Annotated in this window: 18 protein-coding genes; 7 read left to right on the top strand and 11 right to left on the bottom strand. The window is 40.7% G+C overall.

All coding sequences use genetic code 11. The features are described 5' to 3' along the window. Positions 1-70 precede the first annotated feature (70 nt). Positions 71-604 carry a YtxH domain-containing protein gene (locus ACIQXU_RS17895; RefSeq protein ID WP_402875593.1) on the top strand — a complete coding sequence of 178 codons (534 nt, stop codon included), beginning with the start codon at positions 71-73 and terminating at the stop codon, positions 602-604. A 42-nt stretch (positions 605-646) separates the two neighbouring features. Here ACIQXU_RS17895 and ACIQXU_RS17890 read toward each other — a convergent pair whose 3' ends face one another. From ACIQXU_RS17890 to ACIQXU_RS17845, 10 genes are all read right to left on the bottom strand, one after another. After that, positions 647-2,428, bottom strand: coding sequence for an ABC transporter ATP-binding protein (locus ACIQXU_RS17890; protein ID WP_402991442.1), 1,782 nt, complete (start codon positions 2,426-2,428; stop codon positions 647-649). Between the two features lie 31 nt (positions 2,429-2,459). After that, positions 2,460-4,202 (bottom strand): ABC transporter ATP-binding protein, encoded by a 1,743-nt coding sequence (locus ACIQXU_RS17885; RefSeq protein WP_402875591.1) that lies wholly within the window; start codon positions 4,200-4,202, stop codon positions 2,460-2,462. Between the two features lie 280 nt (positions 4,203-4,482). Next, positions 4,483-5,373 carry a peptidylprolyl isomerase gene (locus tag ACIQXU_RS17880; RefSeq protein ID WP_402991382.1) on the bottom strand — a complete coding sequence of 297 codons (891 nt, stop codon included), beginning with the start codon at positions 5,371-5,373 and terminating at the stop codon, positions 4,483-4,485. A gap of 226 nt (positions 5,374-5,599) precedes the next feature. Beyond that, the gene (locus ACIQXU_RS17875) at positions 5,600-6,673 is read right to left on the bottom strand and encodes an ABC transporter substrate-binding protein (RefSeq protein ID WP_402875589.1); all 1,074 of its coding nucleotides are present in this window, start codon (positions 6,671-6,673) and stop codon (positions 5,600-5,602) included. After that, positions 6,670-7,473 (bottom strand): ABC transporter permease, encoded by an 804-nt coding sequence (locus ACIQXU_RS17870; protein ID WP_402875588.1) that lies wholly within the window; start codon positions 7,471-7,473, stop codon positions 6,670-6,672. The genes ACIQXU_RS17875 and ACIQXU_RS17870 overlap by 4 nt, the downstream gene beginning before the upstream one ends. A gap of 1 nt (position 7,474) precedes the next feature. Continuing rightward, complete coding sequence (locus ACIQXU_RS17865; protein ID WP_402875586.1) at positions 7,475-8,278, bottom strand: ABC transporter permease; 804 nt, start codon at positions 8,276-8,278, stop codon at positions 7,475-7,477. Then, positions 8,268-9,377 (bottom strand): ABC transporter ATP-binding protein, encoded by a 1,110-nt coding sequence (locus ACIQXU_RS17860; RefSeq protein WP_402875583.1) that lies wholly within the window; start codon positions 9,375-9,377, stop codon positions 8,268-8,270. The genes ACIQXU_RS17865 and ACIQXU_RS17860 overlap by 11 nt, the downstream gene beginning before the upstream one ends. 72 nt (positions 9,378-9,449) lie before the next feature. Continuing rightward, positions 9,450-9,992 (bottom strand): helix-turn-helix domain-containing protein, encoded by a 543-nt coding sequence (locus ACIQXU_RS17855; RefSeq protein WP_402875580.1) that lies wholly within the window; start codon positions 9,990-9,992, stop codon positions 9,450-9,452. A 328-nt stretch (positions 9,993-10,320) separates the two neighbouring features. After that, on the bottom strand, positions 10,321-11,703 hold the full coding sequence (locus tag ACIQXU_RS17850) for a protoporphyrinogen oxidase (RefSeq protein WP_402991377.1): 1,383 nt from the start codon (positions 11,701-11,703) through the stop codon (positions 10,321-10,323). 270 nt (positions 11,704-11,973) lie between these two features. Further along, positions 11,974-14,007, bottom strand: coding sequence for a Na+/H+ antiporter (locus ACIQXU_RS17845; RefSeq protein WP_402875650.1), 2,034 nt, complete (start codon positions 14,005-14,007; stop codon positions 11,974-11,976). A 182-nt stretch (positions 14,008-14,189) separates the two neighbouring features. Here ACIQXU_RS17845 and ACIQXU_RS17840 point away from each other — a divergent pair, with 182 nt between their 5' ends. Then, positions 14,190-14,954, top strand: a complete 765-nt coding sequence (locus ACIQXU_RS17840) for a MerR family transcriptional regulator (RefSeq protein WP_402991374.1) — start codon at positions 14,190-14,192, stop codon at positions 14,952-14,954. Positions 14,955-15,021: 67 nt separating this feature from the next. On the opposite strand, the gene ACIQXU_RS17835 is transcribed toward ACIQXU_RS17840, so the two are convergent. Further along, positions 15,022-15,915 carry a diacylglycerol/lipid kinase family protein gene (locus tag ACIQXU_RS17835; protein WP_402875576.1) on the bottom strand — a complete coding sequence of 298 codons (894 nt, stop codon included), beginning with the start codon at positions 15,913-15,915 and terminating at the stop codon, positions 15,022-15,024. 431 nt (positions 15,916-16,346) lie between these two features. Here ACIQXU_RS17835 and yhfH (ACIQXU_RS17830) point away from each other — a divergent pair, with 431 nt between their 5' ends. Genes yhfH (ACIQXU_RS17830) through yhfH (ACIQXU_RS17810) form a run of 5 tightly spaced genes read left to right on the top strand, consistent with a single transcriptional unit; the run spans position 16,347 to position 17,160 of the window. Beyond that, positions 16,347-16,481 carry a protein YhfH gene (gene yhfH / locus ACIQXU_RS17830; protein WP_402875574.1) on the top strand — a complete coding sequence of 45 codons (135 nt, stop codon included), beginning with the start codon at positions 16,347-16,349 and terminating at the stop codon, positions 16,479-16,481. A gap of 45 nt (positions 16,482-16,526) precedes the next feature. Next, positions 16,527-16,667, top strand: a complete 141-nt coding sequence (gene yhfH / locus ACIQXU_RS17825; protein ID WP_402991371.1) for a protein YhfH — start codon at positions 16,527-16,529, stop codon at positions 16,665-16,667. A 22-nt stretch (positions 16,668-16,689) separates the two neighbouring features. Next, positions 16,690-16,830, top strand: coding sequence for a protein YhfH (gene yhfH, locus ACIQXU_RS17820; RefSeq protein WP_402959253.1), 141 nt, complete (start codon positions 16,690-16,692; stop codon positions 16,828-16,830). Positions 16,831-16,856: 26 nt separating this feature from the next. Then, the gene (yhfH, locus tag ACIQXU_RS17815; RefSeq protein WP_402991368.1) at positions 16,857-16,997 is read left to right on the top strand and encodes a protein YhfH; all 141 of its coding nucleotides are present in this window, start codon (positions 16,857-16,859) and stop codon (positions 16,995-16,997) included. A 22-nt stretch (positions 16,998-17,019) separates the two neighbouring features. Continuing rightward, positions 17,020-17,160, top strand: coding sequence for a protein YhfH (gene yhfH / locus ACIQXU_RS17810; protein ID WP_402875569.1), 141 nt, complete (start codon positions 17,020-17,022; stop codon positions 17,158-17,160). The last annotated feature ends 88 nt before the right edge of the window (positions 17,161-17,248 follow it).

Genomic DNA, 17,248 nt, shown 5'->3' with positions numbered 1-17,248 from the left:
TTAAATCATGGAAAATTAGGGAAACAAGAAAGTAAGAACATACTAACCATTCTTAAAGGAGGAAGTATAGATGACTCAATCAAATAATCAAAACGAATCGAATAGCAAACTACTAAAAGGTATTATTATCGGAGGAATTGTCGGCGGTGCCTTAACATTATTGGACTCGAACACAAGAAATAAAATGAAACGTTCTGCAGTTCTTTTAAAAGACAATTCCATGAATATGATTGAACAGGTAAAACAAAATCCCGGTGAAGTGAAGGAACAAATGGTATCCGGCGTTAAGGGTGCAACCGAAACGATCAAAGAGGCAATCAGTGACGTTGAAACCCTATATGAAACCGTTAATGAAGAAGTCGTAGGAAAAGTATCGGAAGTGAAAGAGATTTCCACCAACGCCCTCGGTTCAGCGAAAGATGCAACAAGTGAATTGAAGGACATTAGCTCTAAAGTCGTAGTGGCTGGGAAGCAATTGAAGGAAACTCCTGCACAATCCCTGAAAACGGAAAAGGAAGATAATAAAAAAGGCGAAAAAGATAGCGATGAAATGGTCACCAAATCCCAACTATCAAATGAAAAATCCATCTCATCCAACTTCTAACACATAAAGAAAGAGCAGAGAAAACTCTGCTCTTTTTTCGTACTAAATATTGAATTGACTATCGTACAAATCCTTATAAAACCCTCGACTCATCATAAGTTCGTGATGGGTACCCATTTCGATGATTTCACCATCTTTTATAACCAAAATTTTGTCGGCGGTTTCTATTGTTTTCAATCGGTGGGCGATGACGAAGCTCGTGCGCCCCTCCGTCAAGCGGTTCACTCCTTTTTGGATTTCAATTTCCGTCCTTGTATCAATACTCGATGTCGCCTCATCTAAAATCAACACATCCGAATCCGCCAAGATGGCCCTGGCTATGGCCAAAAGCTGCTTTTGCCCTTGACTTAAATTCAAACCGCCTGTTGTGATCCGGGTCTGATACTGATCTGGCAAGTGTTTGATGAAGCCATGTGCCGAAGCAACCTTAGCCGCTTCAATCACTTCAGAATCTGTTGCATCTAACCGGCCATATCGGATGTTTTCTAAAATGGTCCCCGAAAATAGAAAAGTATCCTGGAGAACAATGCCGATTTTCTTTCGTAAATCACTAATTTTATAGTCTTGTATGTTTCGACCATCCATGTTGATTTGACCCTGGTCCACTTCATAAAATCGGGATAGCAAATTAATAATCGTCGTTTTCCCCGATCCGGTCGGACCAACAAGGGCAATGGTCTGCCCGGCTGATGCCGTAAAGTTAATTCCCTTTAGAATCGGTTGATCCTTGGAATAGCCAAAATGGACATCTGTAAACTCTACATCCCCCTTAAAGGCATCGACGGGTATTGCACCCTTTTTATCCTTCATATCAGGCGTTTCATCCAAGATTTCAAATACACGTTCGGCTCCTGCAATGGCTGATTGAAAGGTATTTAGTAGACTGGACAATTGATTGATTGGTCGGAAAAATTGCCGGGAGTAGGTCACAAAAGCGGCAATGAGTCCCACCGTGACCGTTCCCTTTACGGCCATCAAAGCACCGACACCGATGACAATAGCTAAGCCGATGTTGTTAATGAAGTTATTAATTGGCCCCAAGAACCCGGAAACTGTATCAGCGGCCATTGAAGAACGGCGAAGCCTCTCATTAACGGTGGAAAACTGGCTGAAGACCTTTTCTTCTTTTCCAAATAAAGTGATGACTTCCGTTCCTGAAATGGATTCCTCGATGAACCCATTTAACTCCCCTAAGTCACGTTGCCTTTTTATGAAGTTACTGCTGCTGTATTTGATGATCTTTTTAGTCGTCAGTATCATCAGCGGGACAATCAGTAGGGTTACCACCGCTAAAATTGCATTCATGGAGAACATCGCTATCGTCACACCGGCAATCATGAGCAACGAATTAAAAATTTGGATGACACTTTGACTTAATGCATTGTTCAATTGATCAATATCGTTCGTCACCCGGCTCATCAAATCTCCATGAACCCGGTTATCAAAAAATCGTAAGGAAAGCGTGTGAAATTTATTATATAAGTCTTTACGCAGCGTTCGAATGGTCCGTAACGATACATTTATCATGATGGCTGTCTGCATCCAGGTGAACAGAGACGATCCGATATAGACAGCTGCAAGTACCCCTAGCATTCTTACCGTACCCGTAATATCTTTCGGGATAATATAGTGGTCTATGATTCTTCCAATCAGATAAGGTCCTGATAGACCAAGTAATGTGGAGAGCACCACAAATAAAATCGCTATGACCAAACCCGCTTTCTGCTTCTCTAGATACTTCCATATCCTTTTAACTGTCTGTTTTTTATTCTTTGCTTGAACGACCGGACCACCAAATCCTCTTGGTCCGCGGGCTTTCCCCATCACATCTGATACTGGAGGTTGATTCATCTGCTTATTCATGGGGAGCTATCTCCCTTCCGCTTTGCGTCCGATAAATATCCTGGTAAACACGACTTTTGGCGAGTAGTTCTTCATGAGTACCCTTCGCCTCAATCATTCCGTCATCCATCACAAGAATCTGATCGGCATCCATAATCGAAGATATCTTGGATGAAACAATGAACACCGTCGAATCGGTAAATTCCCGCTTCAACGCCTGTAGGACCTTTGCTTCCGATAGAGCATCTATCGCTGACGTCGAGTCATCCAAGATCAAGATCCTAGGTTTTCGGATAAAGGCCCTTGCAATGGACAACCTTTGCTTTTGCCCACCTGACAAATTGTTGGCACCCTGAGTCAGCCTATACGAGAATGCCCCCTCAAAGCCCTTAACAAAATCAAGAGCGGCCGCGGATTGAGTCGCTGCTTCCATATCTGCCGTCCCCGCCTCCTCTTTTCCGAACCGTAGATTCTCTTCAATGCTTCCGGAAAACAGCGAGGCCCTTTGAGGAATATACCCAATCTCACCCCTTAGGCTTTTTAGAGGATAATCCTGTAAAGGGATGCCATCAATAGTAATCGTACCGGTATCAGGATCATATAAACGCGGAATCAACTTAACGAGGGTGGACTTCCCACTACCTGTTGAACCGATAATACCTATCTTTTGTCCTCCTCGGGCATGGAAACTAATATCTTTAATCACATATTCACCATTTTTGCTATAACTGTAATTCACACGTTCAAACTTCACATCCCCCGTCCTTGCCTGAACAGATGCTGGTTTGGAAGGTTCATTAATATCAATTTCCGTATCCAACACTTGTTGAATCCGGTCTGCCGAAGGAAAGGAGCGCGTGATTTGCATCAAGACGTGACTACTCGACATCAATCCGTTCATGATGATATTCAAGTAGTTGATGAAAGCTAATATGACACCGACCTGCATCGTTCCGTTTTCTACCCTGATTGCACCCATCCACATACCAGCCACCACACCCAAATTGATAACAAATAACAAAATGGGCATTAAGGCCATAATGGTCTGCTCTGCCGCTACATTTCGTTTCGTCAGCTTATCATTAAACTCCTTGAAACTCTCCTTTTCAAATTCCTGGCGGTCATATGCCTTAATGACCCGGATGCCACTCAGTGTCTCCTGGAGCTTTGTATTCACATGATCCATGGCTTCTTGAACCCGTTTAAATAACTTCCCTGCCTGTGAGGAAAAATAAATAATGGCGACCATCAAAACAGGTACAGCGACCGCTAATACCGGAAACAATTCACGTGCTGTCACCCAGACGATAATGACACTCCCAATAAACATGAGCGGCCCCCGGACAAATATCCGTAAGGTCATCATAAGAGAAGACTGCACAGAGGTAATATCATTTGTCACAATCGTGATCAGCTTACCTGTCCCGAATGAATCAGTATTCTTACTAGAAAAAAGTTCCGTTTTCCAAAAAACATCCCTACGTACATCTGAAGCAAAATGAACAGCGGCTTTCGTGCTGTAAACGGTACAACCCAATCCACCTATCAGTCCAATCACTGCAGCTCCCAGCATCAAAAAGCCTAGTTTGGTCACATACACATTGTCTTGGTTGGCTATTCCCTCATCAATGATATGCTGCATCATAGTGGGTTGTAGTAAATCCATCGCTACCTCTATACACATACATAACGGTGCTAAAATCGCAAACAGCGTATATGGCTTCAGATAGGGCAATAACTTTCTTAACGACTTCACTTGCCTTCCCCTTCTTTCTAAAACAGTTCCTATTGGTTTAAAGGCTTTAACATTATTTTCACATGAAACTTTCTTCCATCACCCATTCCGTATACCTTGTAAAATAGCCCGTCAACATGTCCATTTTATGTAAACCTTTCTTCATATCGATTAATTTTAACACCCTAAAACCACTAAAAACAATTGAAATATCGCCAGATTTCACCTCACAAAATCGTATATAAACAAAAAATGGTGCAAAATCGTATGTTACCGATTTTGCACCATTTTCCCTCGTATCTTATTTCGTTGCTTCGAATTTATTCGTTATATCGTAATCTTTCTTCACTTCTGCTAACCAAACCGTGTATTCTTCTTGTAATTTATTATTTAGAAGCGCTTCTTTGATTTCTGACTTGCTATCTTCTAAATTCGCTTTTTTAGCTTCTTTTTTACCCGTAACTTTTATGATATGGTATCCATACTCCGTTTTGACCGGGTCACTGACTTTATTAACGTCCATGTTGAAGGCAACGTCTTCAAATTCTTTAACCATATTACCTTTTCCGAAGTATCCTAAGCTTCCGCCTTTTTCCTTCGTTCCAGCATCAGTGGAATACTTGGTTGCCAGCTCAGCAAAGTCTCCGCCAGCAGCAAGTTCTTTTTCTACTTTTTCCGCTGTCTTTTTGTCTTCCACTAAAATATGACTAGCTTCCACTTGTTCTTCTTGGGCAAACGTATCTTTATTTTCTTCAAAATACGCGCTGATTTCATCATCAGTAACAGTAATCCTAGGTTCCACTAATTTTTTCGTATGAAGATAAACCACGATGTCTTGTTTCAATGACGCTAGGGAAGAACCGCTCGCTTCCAATTGCTCTTTTAAAGCATCTTCTCCACCGTATGATTCAGCTAAGGTATCGATTTCTTTTTGGATTTCTTTCTCTGTAATTTTAATGCCTTCCTTATCTGCTTCTAATTCAACGATTTTATCAGTGATTAATTGATCGACCGTTTCTGCTCCATAATTTTTGACAAGCGTATCTTGTAGCTCTGCCTCTTTGATTTTCTCTCCGCCTACGCTCGCGACTGTCTTATCAGTAGAGACTACCATTGCATATATTAGGATGGCGGCGATAATTAATATGGCGCCTGCCCATACATATGTCTTCGTGCTTTTCAATAAATTCATATTCTCTCTCCCTTGATTTTTCATTTTATAATAGCAGGAAATTATTAAGAATATCTTAAGATTCCTCTTCACTCTGCTCTTAATGATTATACTAACATAATTTTTTCTCCACCGACATTTTAGAGTATCAAAGGAAACCGGCTTATCCAGTGGGCGACTTATCTACTATGCAAAAAAAAGCCTGGTCCGAGAAGGAGGACAACACCTTCTCAAACCAGGCTTCCATTTATTTGCGATGCATCTTGAATTCTAGAAAAAGGTCGTTATAACGGGCCAGATTTTTCTTTCCGATGTTTTCGTACACTTCTAGTTTATCAGTCAGTTCAGGAGATGGATAGAACCTCTCATCCTTCACTACTTCTTCCGGTAAATACTTCAAGGCTGCTTTATTCGGAGTGGAATAGCTTACATATTCCGCATTCTGTGCAGCCACTTCGGGATCTAACATGAAATTAATAAACTGATGGGCCGCATTCACGTTTTTCGTTGTTTTTGGGATGACCATATTATCGAACCATAAGTTCGATCCCTCTTTGGGCACCACATATTCAAGGGCTTCGTTTTCCGCCATGATTTCGGAGGCCACTCCTGACCAGACGATTCCAATAGCTGCTTCCTGCGTTTCCAGGAGCATGCGGCTCTCATCTCCAACAATCGCTTTTACATTTGGAGTAAGGCTATCAAGCTTCGTTTTCGCTTCTTGAAGGTGTTTTTCATTCGTATCATTTAGGGAATAATTCAACGAGTTTAGACCCATGCCGATTATTTCACGAGCACCATCCGTCAAAAGGATTTGATTTTTCAAATCTTTATCCCATAAGTCTTCCCAGCTTGTTATTTCTTTTCCCCCAAGCATCTTGGAATTATAAACAACCCCAACGGTGCCCCAGAAGTAAGGGACCGAAAACTTGTTTTCCGGGTCGAAAGGTAAATCGATAAATCGCTCATCGATGTTTTTCAAATTTGGAAGTTTGGAATGATCCAGTGGAATCAACAGATTTTCTTTACGCATTTTATCAATCATATATTCGGACGGAATAGCCACGTCATAGGTGGTACCGCCCTGTTCAATCTTTGTCATCATTGCTTCATTCGAATCGAATGTCTCGTAAATGACCTTGATCCCGGTTTCTTCCTCGAATCGGTCAATCAAATCCGTATCGATATAGTCTCCCCAATTATAAATGGTCAGTGTATCGCTACTTGTAAACCCTTGCGATGAGTTCAACTTCGATGTCACATACAACAGCAAGGCAGAGGTGATTGAAATGACTAGGAACATTTGGACAATCTTCTTCATCTTTTCCCCCCCATTCCTGTATGCTTGACTCGCTGCGTAACAAAGTAATAGACAACGACCAATATTAGTGTGACAAAGAATAGCAAGGTCGATAACGCATTAATATTCAAGGAAATCCCACGGCGGGCCAATGAATAAATTTCCACTGATAAAGTAGAGAATCCATTACCCGTTACAAAGAACGTAACCGCAAAATCATCCAGTGAATAAGTCAATGCCATAAAGAAACCGGCAAAAATACCCGGTGAAATATAAGGCAGAATGACTTTCGACATTACATTCCATCGGCTCGCCCCTAAGTCTCGGGCTGCATCAATCAAGGTAGGGCTCATTTCTTGAAGCTTTGGAAGCACCAGTAACACAACAATTGGAATGCTAAAAGCGATATGTGATAGCAGTACCGAGTAGAACCCAAGCTTGATGCCAGCCATTGTGAAAAGAATCAAAAAGGAAGCACCAATAATGACATCTGGACTTACAATCAGGACGTTATTCAGGGATAAGAATGAATTCCTCATTTGGCTGTTTGTAAAAGAACGGATCCCAATGGCACCGATGACGCCGATAATCGTGGCGATTAGCGCCGACAATAAGGCAATCACAAGCGTATTTAAAACAATGATCAACAGCCTTGTATCCTGGAAAAGCTCCTTATACCAATCCAGCGTGAAACTCTCGAAGTCATACATCGTTCCACCGCTGTTAAACGAATAAAAGACTAAAAAGAAAATCGGCGCATAGAGTACCAGAAAAATCAGGACAAGGAAAACCCTCGATAACGGCGATAGTTTTTTTCTCAATTTACACACCCTGCTTTCGGTTACCCGTTACGAACATAATCAGGAACATAATAATGATTAAAAAGACGGCAATGGTAGAACCCATTCCCCAATCCTGGGTCACCAAGAAATGCTGTTCAATTGCAGTTCCGAGCGTAGTGACCCGATTTCCAGCAATTAGCCTTGTCAGCATGAACAGTGAAAGGGCTGGGATGAAAACAACCTGGCAGCCGGTTTTAACGCCATCGATCGTTAACGGGAATATCACGCGTCGGAAAGTCATCCAACGTGATGCGCCTAAATCATTAGCCGCATCTACAAGAGTCGGATTCATTTCGTCCAACGCATTGAATATTGGTAAAATCATGAATGGAATAAAAATATAAACGGAAACGAATATGAAACTGAAATCAGTAAAGAGTATCTGTTGTTTTCCGATTCCTATCGCTTCCAAAAAGGCATTCGTCATGCCATATGTGCCGAATATGCCAAGGAACGCATAGGCTTTTAATAACAGATTGATCCATGATGGCACAATGACCAGCAGCAGCCAAAGTTGCTTGTGTTTGGTCTTGGTCAGAAGATACGCTGTTGGATACGCTACTAATAGCGAGATCGCTGTAATTAAAAAGGCATACCAAAACGAACTGAGTGTCATCTTCAAATAAACGGGAGTGAAGAACTTTTGATAGTTAATTAACGACAGATTGCCTTCGATATCGAAAAAGGAATAATACAGAACCAGTAGTATCGGCGCAATGACGAAAAATGCAATCCATAAGATATAAGGGATAAAGTAAATATTTCTAGAAAACTTATTTTTCATGGCTTTCTCCACCATGGTACGCTTCTAAACGCTTATCGAACTCTTCCTCTGTTTCTCCCAAACGCATGACGTGTATGGCCTCTGGGTCAAAATATAGACCGATTTCATCCCCGACGGTCACCTTTTTCGTCGACTGGACTAGCCATTCATTTCCATCATGGTCATAACAGCTGATTTCATAGTGCACTCCACGAAATAACTGAGAGTCCACCCGAACTTGCAGTTTCCCTCGATCGACTGAAGTAATCTCTAAGTCTTCAGGTCGGATGACAATTTCCACGGCTTCATTACGATTCAATCCTTGGTCCACACATTCGAATTGTCTCCCTACAAACTCGACAAGGTAATCTTCAATCATTTTTCCTTTTACGATATTGGATTCGCCAATAAAGTCGGCAACAAAGCGATTCAGAGGTTCATCATAAATATCAATAGGCGTTCCGCTTTGTTGGATTTTCCCTTTATTAAGGACGAAAATTTCGTCTGACATCGCTAGCGCTTCTTCTTGGTCATGAGTGACGAAGATAAAAGTAATGCCAAGTCTTTGTTGCAATTCCCGCAATTCATACTGCATTTCGGTACGCAGTTTTAAATCCAGGGCTGATAATGGTTCATCTAGAAGAATGACTTCCGGTTCATTCACAATCGCCCGTGCAATCGCTACCCTCTGACGCTGACCGCCTGACATCTCCCTGATTTCGCGTTTTTCATAGCCATCCAAATTCACGAAACTTAGGGCTTCTTTCACCTTAACCTCGACGTCGGCGTTCTTCATTTTTTTTATCCGAAGTCCAAATGCCACATTCTCAAACACATTCAAATGTGGAAATAGGGCATAATCTTGAAAAACCGTGTTGACCTGACGTTTATTGGCCGGAACATTGTTGATTTTTTCACCTTCAAAATAAATATCACCTTTTGAAGCTTCCGTGAACCCTGCTATCAATCGTAGGATGGTCGTCTTACCACAACCCGATGGACCCAGTAGTGTATAAAACTTCCCTCTTTCAATTTCAAAACTGACATTATCCAGAACAACTGTATCGTCATCGAATTGCTTCGTAACATTTTCAAACCGTATAATCTTTTCATTTGCCATAGAGACTTCCCTCTTTCCATTGAACCGCATGTTCTACTTTTCAAATAGACAAGCGTTTGCAATCACTAAATTCTATAAATATGATTCCGTCACCACCAGCAGTAATTCGGATGCTCCATCAAAATCATTGATGATTTGATGTTCATCGGATGCATGAAAGTAAATGGATTCCCCAGCTTTTACAAAATAGGTATGTGTACCAAGCTTCACAATCACCCTGCCACTCAATACATATCCAAAGGTTTCTGACAACGAGGGTTCAAACTGCTTGAACTCCCCTTTTTCCTGAAGTGTCAGCCGAATCGGTTCCATTTCTTTTTCATTGGATTCTGGTACAAGCCACTGAATCTGATAACCGCGCTCTTCATCAATGAAAAAGGTTTGCGTTTCTTCCTCATACACTACCTTTTGAACTTGCTCCTCTTCATCAAAGAAGTCTTTTGGAGTGCAGCCAAGTACTTCAAGGATATTAAAAAAAGTCTCTATTGAAGGTGAACTTAAATCTCTTTCCAGCTGCGAGATATACCCTTTACTTAAATCCGTTCTCTCTCCCAGCTCTTCCTGAGTCAATCCTTTTTTTAAACGGAGGTTTTTAATTTTTTTGCCAATATGCATAGTATTACCTCAATCCGTTTAGGAATAGTAAACTTACAGTCAATAAAGTTTTGTATTAGTAAACTTTAAGTTTAATTTCATTTTAATTTAACGGTCTTTATTATACAGGAATTAAGTAAAAGTTCAACGGTAATGCAAGGAAAAAATCCCGTTACGATGAGATGGCTAGATAGTCCGCCAACAACTGGGAAAAAGGAAGGCTGACTCTTGTATCCTTACCAGTATTTAATCAATCGTTTAATGAAAGTTTACCCGTTTAGATGCCCAATCCATTCTGCCGAAAGATGTGCATAATAAAAGGACCGCCATTTTCGGCAGTCCTTTTTCATCATAATCTGGCCGCAATCTCCTGGGCCCTTTTCTCTCCATCCGTAATACAATCAGGGATCCCTACCCCATAATATGAGCAACCTGCAAGAAGTACATTCGGATAGTTCGCTTTCATTTTCTGCTCTAGGGATTGAACAATGTAAGGGTGTTGAATGTGGTAATTCGGCATGTTGTCCTGCCACTTCGTAACTTCGCTTGATACAGGACACTCAGAAATATCCAAGCTTTTTTTAATATCCCCTAATGCCACTTGTATTAATTCTTGCTTCGATAATGACTGTAACCGATCATAATCAGGGTTGGAGCTTTTATAAAAGAGCCGGACTAGCAACTGGCTATTTTCTGAAGTATGCTCCCATTTTCTACTTGTCCAGGTACAGGCATTGCATATCAAATCACTATTTTCTCCGACAATGAATCCTGTTCCATCAGGCAGTGTACTGTCAGGGATATCGAATCCGAGGTATATACTGATCATCGAACTATTAAGCAATCCTGCAAAGTCCTGGTCCAGTTCAGTGTCACCCAATAGTTTTTGCGTAGTCGTATGCGGCGTACTTAAGACAATGAAATCCGTCTCGATGGTTTCTCCATTTACTAAGGTAACCGAATAGCGCTCTTCATTTTTCCTTATTCTATCAACCGGATTCCCTTTCAAAATATCCACACAATCGAGAAGTTCTTCCAACCGTTCAACCAACATCGATAAACCATTCTTAAACGAAAGGAACTTTTTGTTCCCCTTGCTCCTGTATTTATCCTTATTCTCCGATAAGCCGCGGATGATGCTTCCATATTCATTTTTATAATTCAGCATCTCCGGTAATGTCTTGGCAATGGTCAGGTCATTTAACTTACCTGAATAAACGCCAGACAAAACTGGAGAAATCTGCTTCTGAACGAGTTCCTTACCCAGAAAGCTTTCCAGAAATAAACCGATTGAATCATTCTTCGTAAACGTCTCGTTTTTTGTGTAAAAATCTCTTAATGCGTCCACCTTACCCTGTGGAGAAATGAGTTCGGTTTTTGCCAAGGACTCCAGGCTCATCGGAATACCGAATAGAGCGTCTTCAGGTATTTTCTTCAGTTTCCCGTCCGTATGGATGAATGATGTTCCTGTGGCATTGTAGACCACATCATCTTCAAGACCCAATTCTTTGATAAATGGTTTTACATGTTGTTTTCTGGCAACAATCGAATCCGCACCCGCCTCCATCTTAAAAGCACCATCATGAATCGTATTGATTTTACCGCCTAATGTATCATTTCCTTCTATCAGGATTAATCTTGCGGGAAGGTTATCGGCCTTCACGACCTTCTGTAAATGATACATGGTCGACAACCCTGTAATTCCTCCGCCAATGACTACAACTGTTTTCATATTTTCACACCTCTATTAGCATACTTATCAATAAACAAAGTGTACCATAAGGCAGAAGGGAAATTAAAACAGCCACGAATTCAACATGGACTTTTGAACCGGATGTAACATTTCAGACAAATTCCAATCATTTAGTAGATGGTGTGCGAATGTTCCTTATCGATATCCCCCTAGCTTTGTTTTATCTTTTCCTTTTCTCTACGGTTGAAACTCCTCCAAGCGCACGAAAAGCACGGTCGATTAATTCGACCGTGCTTATCCTGAATATGGTCAATGACTGTTTTCGTTGATACTAAGTGCTTCGCGTAAATTGATTTGCTGCCGGATTCTATTGGCAACATCCCTTGGTATTTTTCTTTTTTCAAACATTTCCTGAACGTCGTCACGTTCTGCCTGAATCGCCTTATAAAATAGTTCTCGTTCATAATTGACCATTTTACTAGGTTTACGCCCTTTATTTTCTCTTTTGTATCTCAAAATAAGTAATTTATACTCTTCGATGATCATGGAAGATGTCTCATGGTTTTCAGGTGTAATGCCTGCTTGTATCTCTTGGATAGCCACTTTATACATCCTGATCTTAAGGTCTTTCACCTTTTCTAGTCTCTCCAAATTGATTCTTCTTATTTCTTTTTTATTCGGGAAGAATAGTTTAAACACCTTTAACATCGATCGTCGGAAAAGTGTCAAGGACCTGTAAAAACGGAATTTCATCCGATTAGTGACTGCCCCTTCCATACGTTGGATATATTCCAAGCAAATATAAGCGGATTCCCTATCTACTTTCTCCTCTTTAATGAGTTGGTCCAGGAATTTCCTTTCCGCCTCAAGAGCTTTAAAGCGAAGTTCTTTTTCTTCTTCTCCAATTGTGTTTGAACTTTTGCCCTGTTCAACATAGGAAAGCGCATTGATTTTCGTATGGTATCTCGAAATAATGGACATAGCCGCTTCCCGGTTTTCATCCGTCATTTGAGACTCTACAGTTTTAATCGCCGATTGATGTGCATGAATGGTAGCCAATTTTAGCTTATCAGCCTGCTTATCTACCACTTCTTCTTCCTCTGTTCGGGCCACGATAGGAAGGAAGACACTTGCAACGATCAAAGAAAGTAATATGACGCCCGCTGCAATGAAGATGATTAACGAGCGCTCCGGAAATGGACTGCCATCCGCTAATATATAGGGAATCGAAAAAGATCCTGCTAGTGTAACCGCTCCGCGTACTCCGGAAATGGTAATGATTCCTGCCGCCATGAAGTCCGGTTTTTGGACACCGGATTTATACGTCATCCAACCGATTGACCAAGCGGCAGTAATCCAGATGTATCTTAGGATAAATAGGAACAGAGTAATGACTACAATATAGAGAATCACTTGTCCATTATGGAATGCTGGATCTTGGAATATGATCTTGGCCACGCTAGGAATTTGCAGACCTAATAGAACGAATACCAAACCATTTAATACATATAGAATGACAGACCACGTACTCTTGGATACGACCTGCAATTCAACTGTTGGTGATAACTCTCGATCTCGTTCTATGGCATGAACAATTCCCCCTGCCACAACCGCTAAAATACCTGAAAGGTGGAAATGCTCCACAACGAGGAAAATGATAAAAGGTGTTAGGATTTGGATCAACGTATGCATCGTTACATCTTCCATACCCAATCGGCGAATGATGACACGTAGCCTGATAATAATGAAGGACAAAACAGCCCCACCTACAAATCCCCCAATAGCTATCAAAATAAAACTAAATGTTGCATCGACCAGGGAGAAGACCCCCGTGACAGTAGCCGCAACAGCGAATTTAAAAGCTACCAGACCTGAAGCATCATTCATTAACCCTTCCCCTTCAAGAAGGTGCATGATACTTTTCGGTAACTTAAGCCTACTAGCCAAAGCACTGACCGCGACAACATCCGTAGGAGAAAGGATGGCCGCTAATGCAAATGCAGCAGGCAATGGGATAGAAGGAATCATCCAGTTAATAAGATATCCTCCAGCCCAAACGGTGACGAACACGAGGCCTAAAGCAAGCATGAGAATCGGCGTCCTCAACTTCCATAAGGCTGTACGAGGCACATTTTTACCATCGTTAAATAAAAGCGGTGCTATAAACAGAAGCAAAAAGAGTTCTGTTTCCATTTGTATATGTATACCTAAAGGTAAGAGTGCTATTACGACACCCAGTGCTATTTGAATTAACGGCACCGGTACAAAAGGGACAAAATGATTGATTACATTAGACGCTCCAATTAAGATAAGAAGCGCTAATATAACAAGAAAAAACTCCATACGAACATTCAACTTCCTTTCTTAACTATTTTCATAACTATAAGCGTACCATAGTATACCCCCTCCGTTCATTCATTAGCTTATCCTTCCCTTGAATTATTAGGAATTATCTATACATTTTAACTAAAACCTATTGACCCCAACGTTGCGTAAGGGATTAAGATGAGGATGAGGTGATTGGAGTGTTATATAAAATCAAAGAAATTGCCGATATAGCAAATATCAGCATACGGACGTTACACCATTATGACAAAATCGATTTACTTAAACCAGAAGCGATTTCTTCTTCCGGATATAGGCTTTATTCCGATCAAAATCTAGAGACATTACAGCAAATCCTTTTTTATAAAGAAATCGGGTGTTCACTTCAACAGATTAAATCCATTCTTGAAAGTCCTGATTTTGATCGCAAACGTGCTTTGCTTCAACATAAAGATCTCCTCAAAAAAAAGAAAGAACGACTAGAAGAGATGATTCAAACGATTGATCAGACCCTGTTAATAATCGAAGGAGGCGGCACCATGAACAAAGAAGAGATGTTTGAAGGCTTTGATATGTCTGAGATAGAGCACTACCAAAAGAAGTATGCTAAAGAAGCGCAAGAACTATATGGGAAAAAGATAGTCGACGAAACTTTGAAAAAAACCAATAGCTACTCAAAAGGTGACTGGAAGTCCATAACCAAAACTCAAGAAGACATTTATCAAACATTAATAGAAGGAATGAGTCATGGTCCTGGTGATCCACAGGTTCAACAAGCAGTCGCAGCATGGCAAAAATATATCACAGAAAACTTTTATGAATGTACCCTGGAAATACTCCGTGGACTTGGTGATTTATATGTCCAGGATGAACGTTTTACAGCTACTATCGATAAATACAAACCCGGTTTGTCCATATTCTTTCGAAGCGCCATTATCATATACTGTGATAATCACACTTCATAGTATTAAAAAAAGCTGTACGGCCTGTGGTCGAACAGCTTTTCTATTATACACGATCAATTTCACTCAATTATGACGCTCCTGGAACAAACAAACGCAGGTGATTATGCAATACTTCCGCTTGAAAAGGCATTTCGCTACCTCTTTCACCATCCATATTAACAATGAGGTCCTCTGATGTAGAAACGTGAAGCTTAGAGGTTGGAATGTACTCTATTTCTTCATGGTTCTTGATTTCTCCCTTAATTAAACTTGGAATGATTTTGAGGATGAGTGGAATGGAAAGACTTTTGATGATGAATGTATGGAGTTTCCCGTCATTCACTTCCGCCTCTGGTGCAAGTTGTTCAAAACCACCGACAGAATTTGTCATCGTAGCAAACAGTAAATAAGTCTCACCGGTCCACCTTCCATGATCATGTTCCACAGTTATAGGGAATGGTGTCTTCTTGACTAACGTCTTTGCTCCTTCCAAAAAATAAGATAGTGAGCCAAGACGCGTTTTCTGCTCCACACTCACATTATAGGTAGCCTCTGCAATAGCCCCGACCGCCAATACATTCATGAAATACCGATTATTGATCTTACCGATATCCGCTTCTTTAACCGCAGATTTTGTGTACATCTCCATTGCTTTGATAGGGTCTAACGGTATATTAAGTGCCCTAGCAAAGTCATTCACTGTTCCGAGTGGGATAATCCCTAATATGGGCCTATGCTCCTGTTCCGCGAGACCATTGACCGTCTCATTTACCGTACCATCTCCCCCCATTGAAATTACGGCATCATATTTCCCTTCACATGCTTCTTTTGCAAACCGCGAAGCATCACCCTCGCCCTTCGTTTTCCGAACCACTACTTGTTCATAAATATCTCCAAGCACCTTTTCCACATTGGGCAAAATTTCTCCTGCTTTTTCTTTTCCAGAGGATGGGTTAATAATGACCATAACTTTTTTAGACATAAGTGACCTCCTGTTATTTATTGCTATTAACAAGTTACCTCTTTACTAAAATGCTAAAACCAATTTCCCATTCTTTTGCGAAAATAACCCCATCGATGAGCCAAAATCTTAGAAAACCCTTCGAATCTCACCCCCGTACTAGCAAAAATCCTCTGTACTATTCTGTTGTATAAATTAATCTATTTAGTCTTGGACGCTCCATCCCATCAATCCCACTTTTTAGGTAAACGTAGTAATCAGGTTTAGTTAAAAAGAAAAAAATAATAAAATATATCACAGAAAACCCTTGTTACAATAGGATTCTCCATACTATTTTGGAAATATTTTTAAATTTTCTGTGAAATGCCTATACTTTTTTAACCATCGGGTATATACTGTATTATAACAACAGACAGATATTAAAAACTGTACTACAGAAAGGAGAGTGTGACATGCAAACGAGTCAATTAGAAAACATGAAAGACCAATCATTAGCACAATGTACCGAATGTGGTGAAACCCTTTTTGATGGAACAGAATCTTACTTGATGGAATGCGATCGCTGCCTTTCTAAACGTGAAGAATGAATAAGTCTTAAAAATAGAAAAGACCTTATAAAGGAGGAAACCACCATGCAAACTAAAAAATCCATTGAATTTTTCAACAGTATCCCTGCCAAAGATTGCCCAGAGTGTGGCGACCATATCGTCGAACACGCCGAATCTTACTTGATGGAATGTGACCGTTGCCTTTCTAAAAGCGAAGACTACTAAACAACTAAAAGGAGGAACAAATATGCAAACTAAAAATCCAATGGAATTCTTCAGAACCCTTCCACCCAAGCAATGCACCGAATGCGGGGAGCAAATCGTGGAACAAGCCGAATCCTACTTGTTGGAATGTGACCGTTGCCTTTCTAAAAGCGAAAACTATTAAAAAACAAGAAGGAGGTACCACCTATCATGCAAACTAAAAATCCAATGGAGTTCTTCAGAACCCTTCCACCCAAGCAATGCACCGAATGCGGGGAGCAAATCGTGGAACAAGCTGAATCTTACTTGATGGAATGTGACCGTTGCCTTTCTAAAACCGAAGACTACTAAACAACTAAAAGGAGGAACAAATATGCAAACTAAAAATCCAATGGAATTCTTCAGGACCCTTCCACCCAAGCAATGCACCGAATGCGGAGATCAAATTATGGAACAGGCTGAATCCTACCTCGTGGAATGTGACCACTGCCTTTCAAAAAAAGATGAATATTAAAGAAAGTCGCTGACATCAAAAGCTGTAAAGGCCAACTCTTTGATGTCAGCATATTTTTTATAGAACCTTATCCCCTACCTGCGACGAA

The sequence above is a fragment of the Peribacillus sp. NPDC097284 genome, from assembly GCF_044761765.1.
Lineage (GTDB): Bacteria > Bacillota > Bacilli > Bacillales > DSM-1321 > Peribacillus.
The sequence above is the reverse complement of the archived record's forward strand: the minus strand, read 5'-3'. Positions and strand labels throughout refer to the sequence as shown.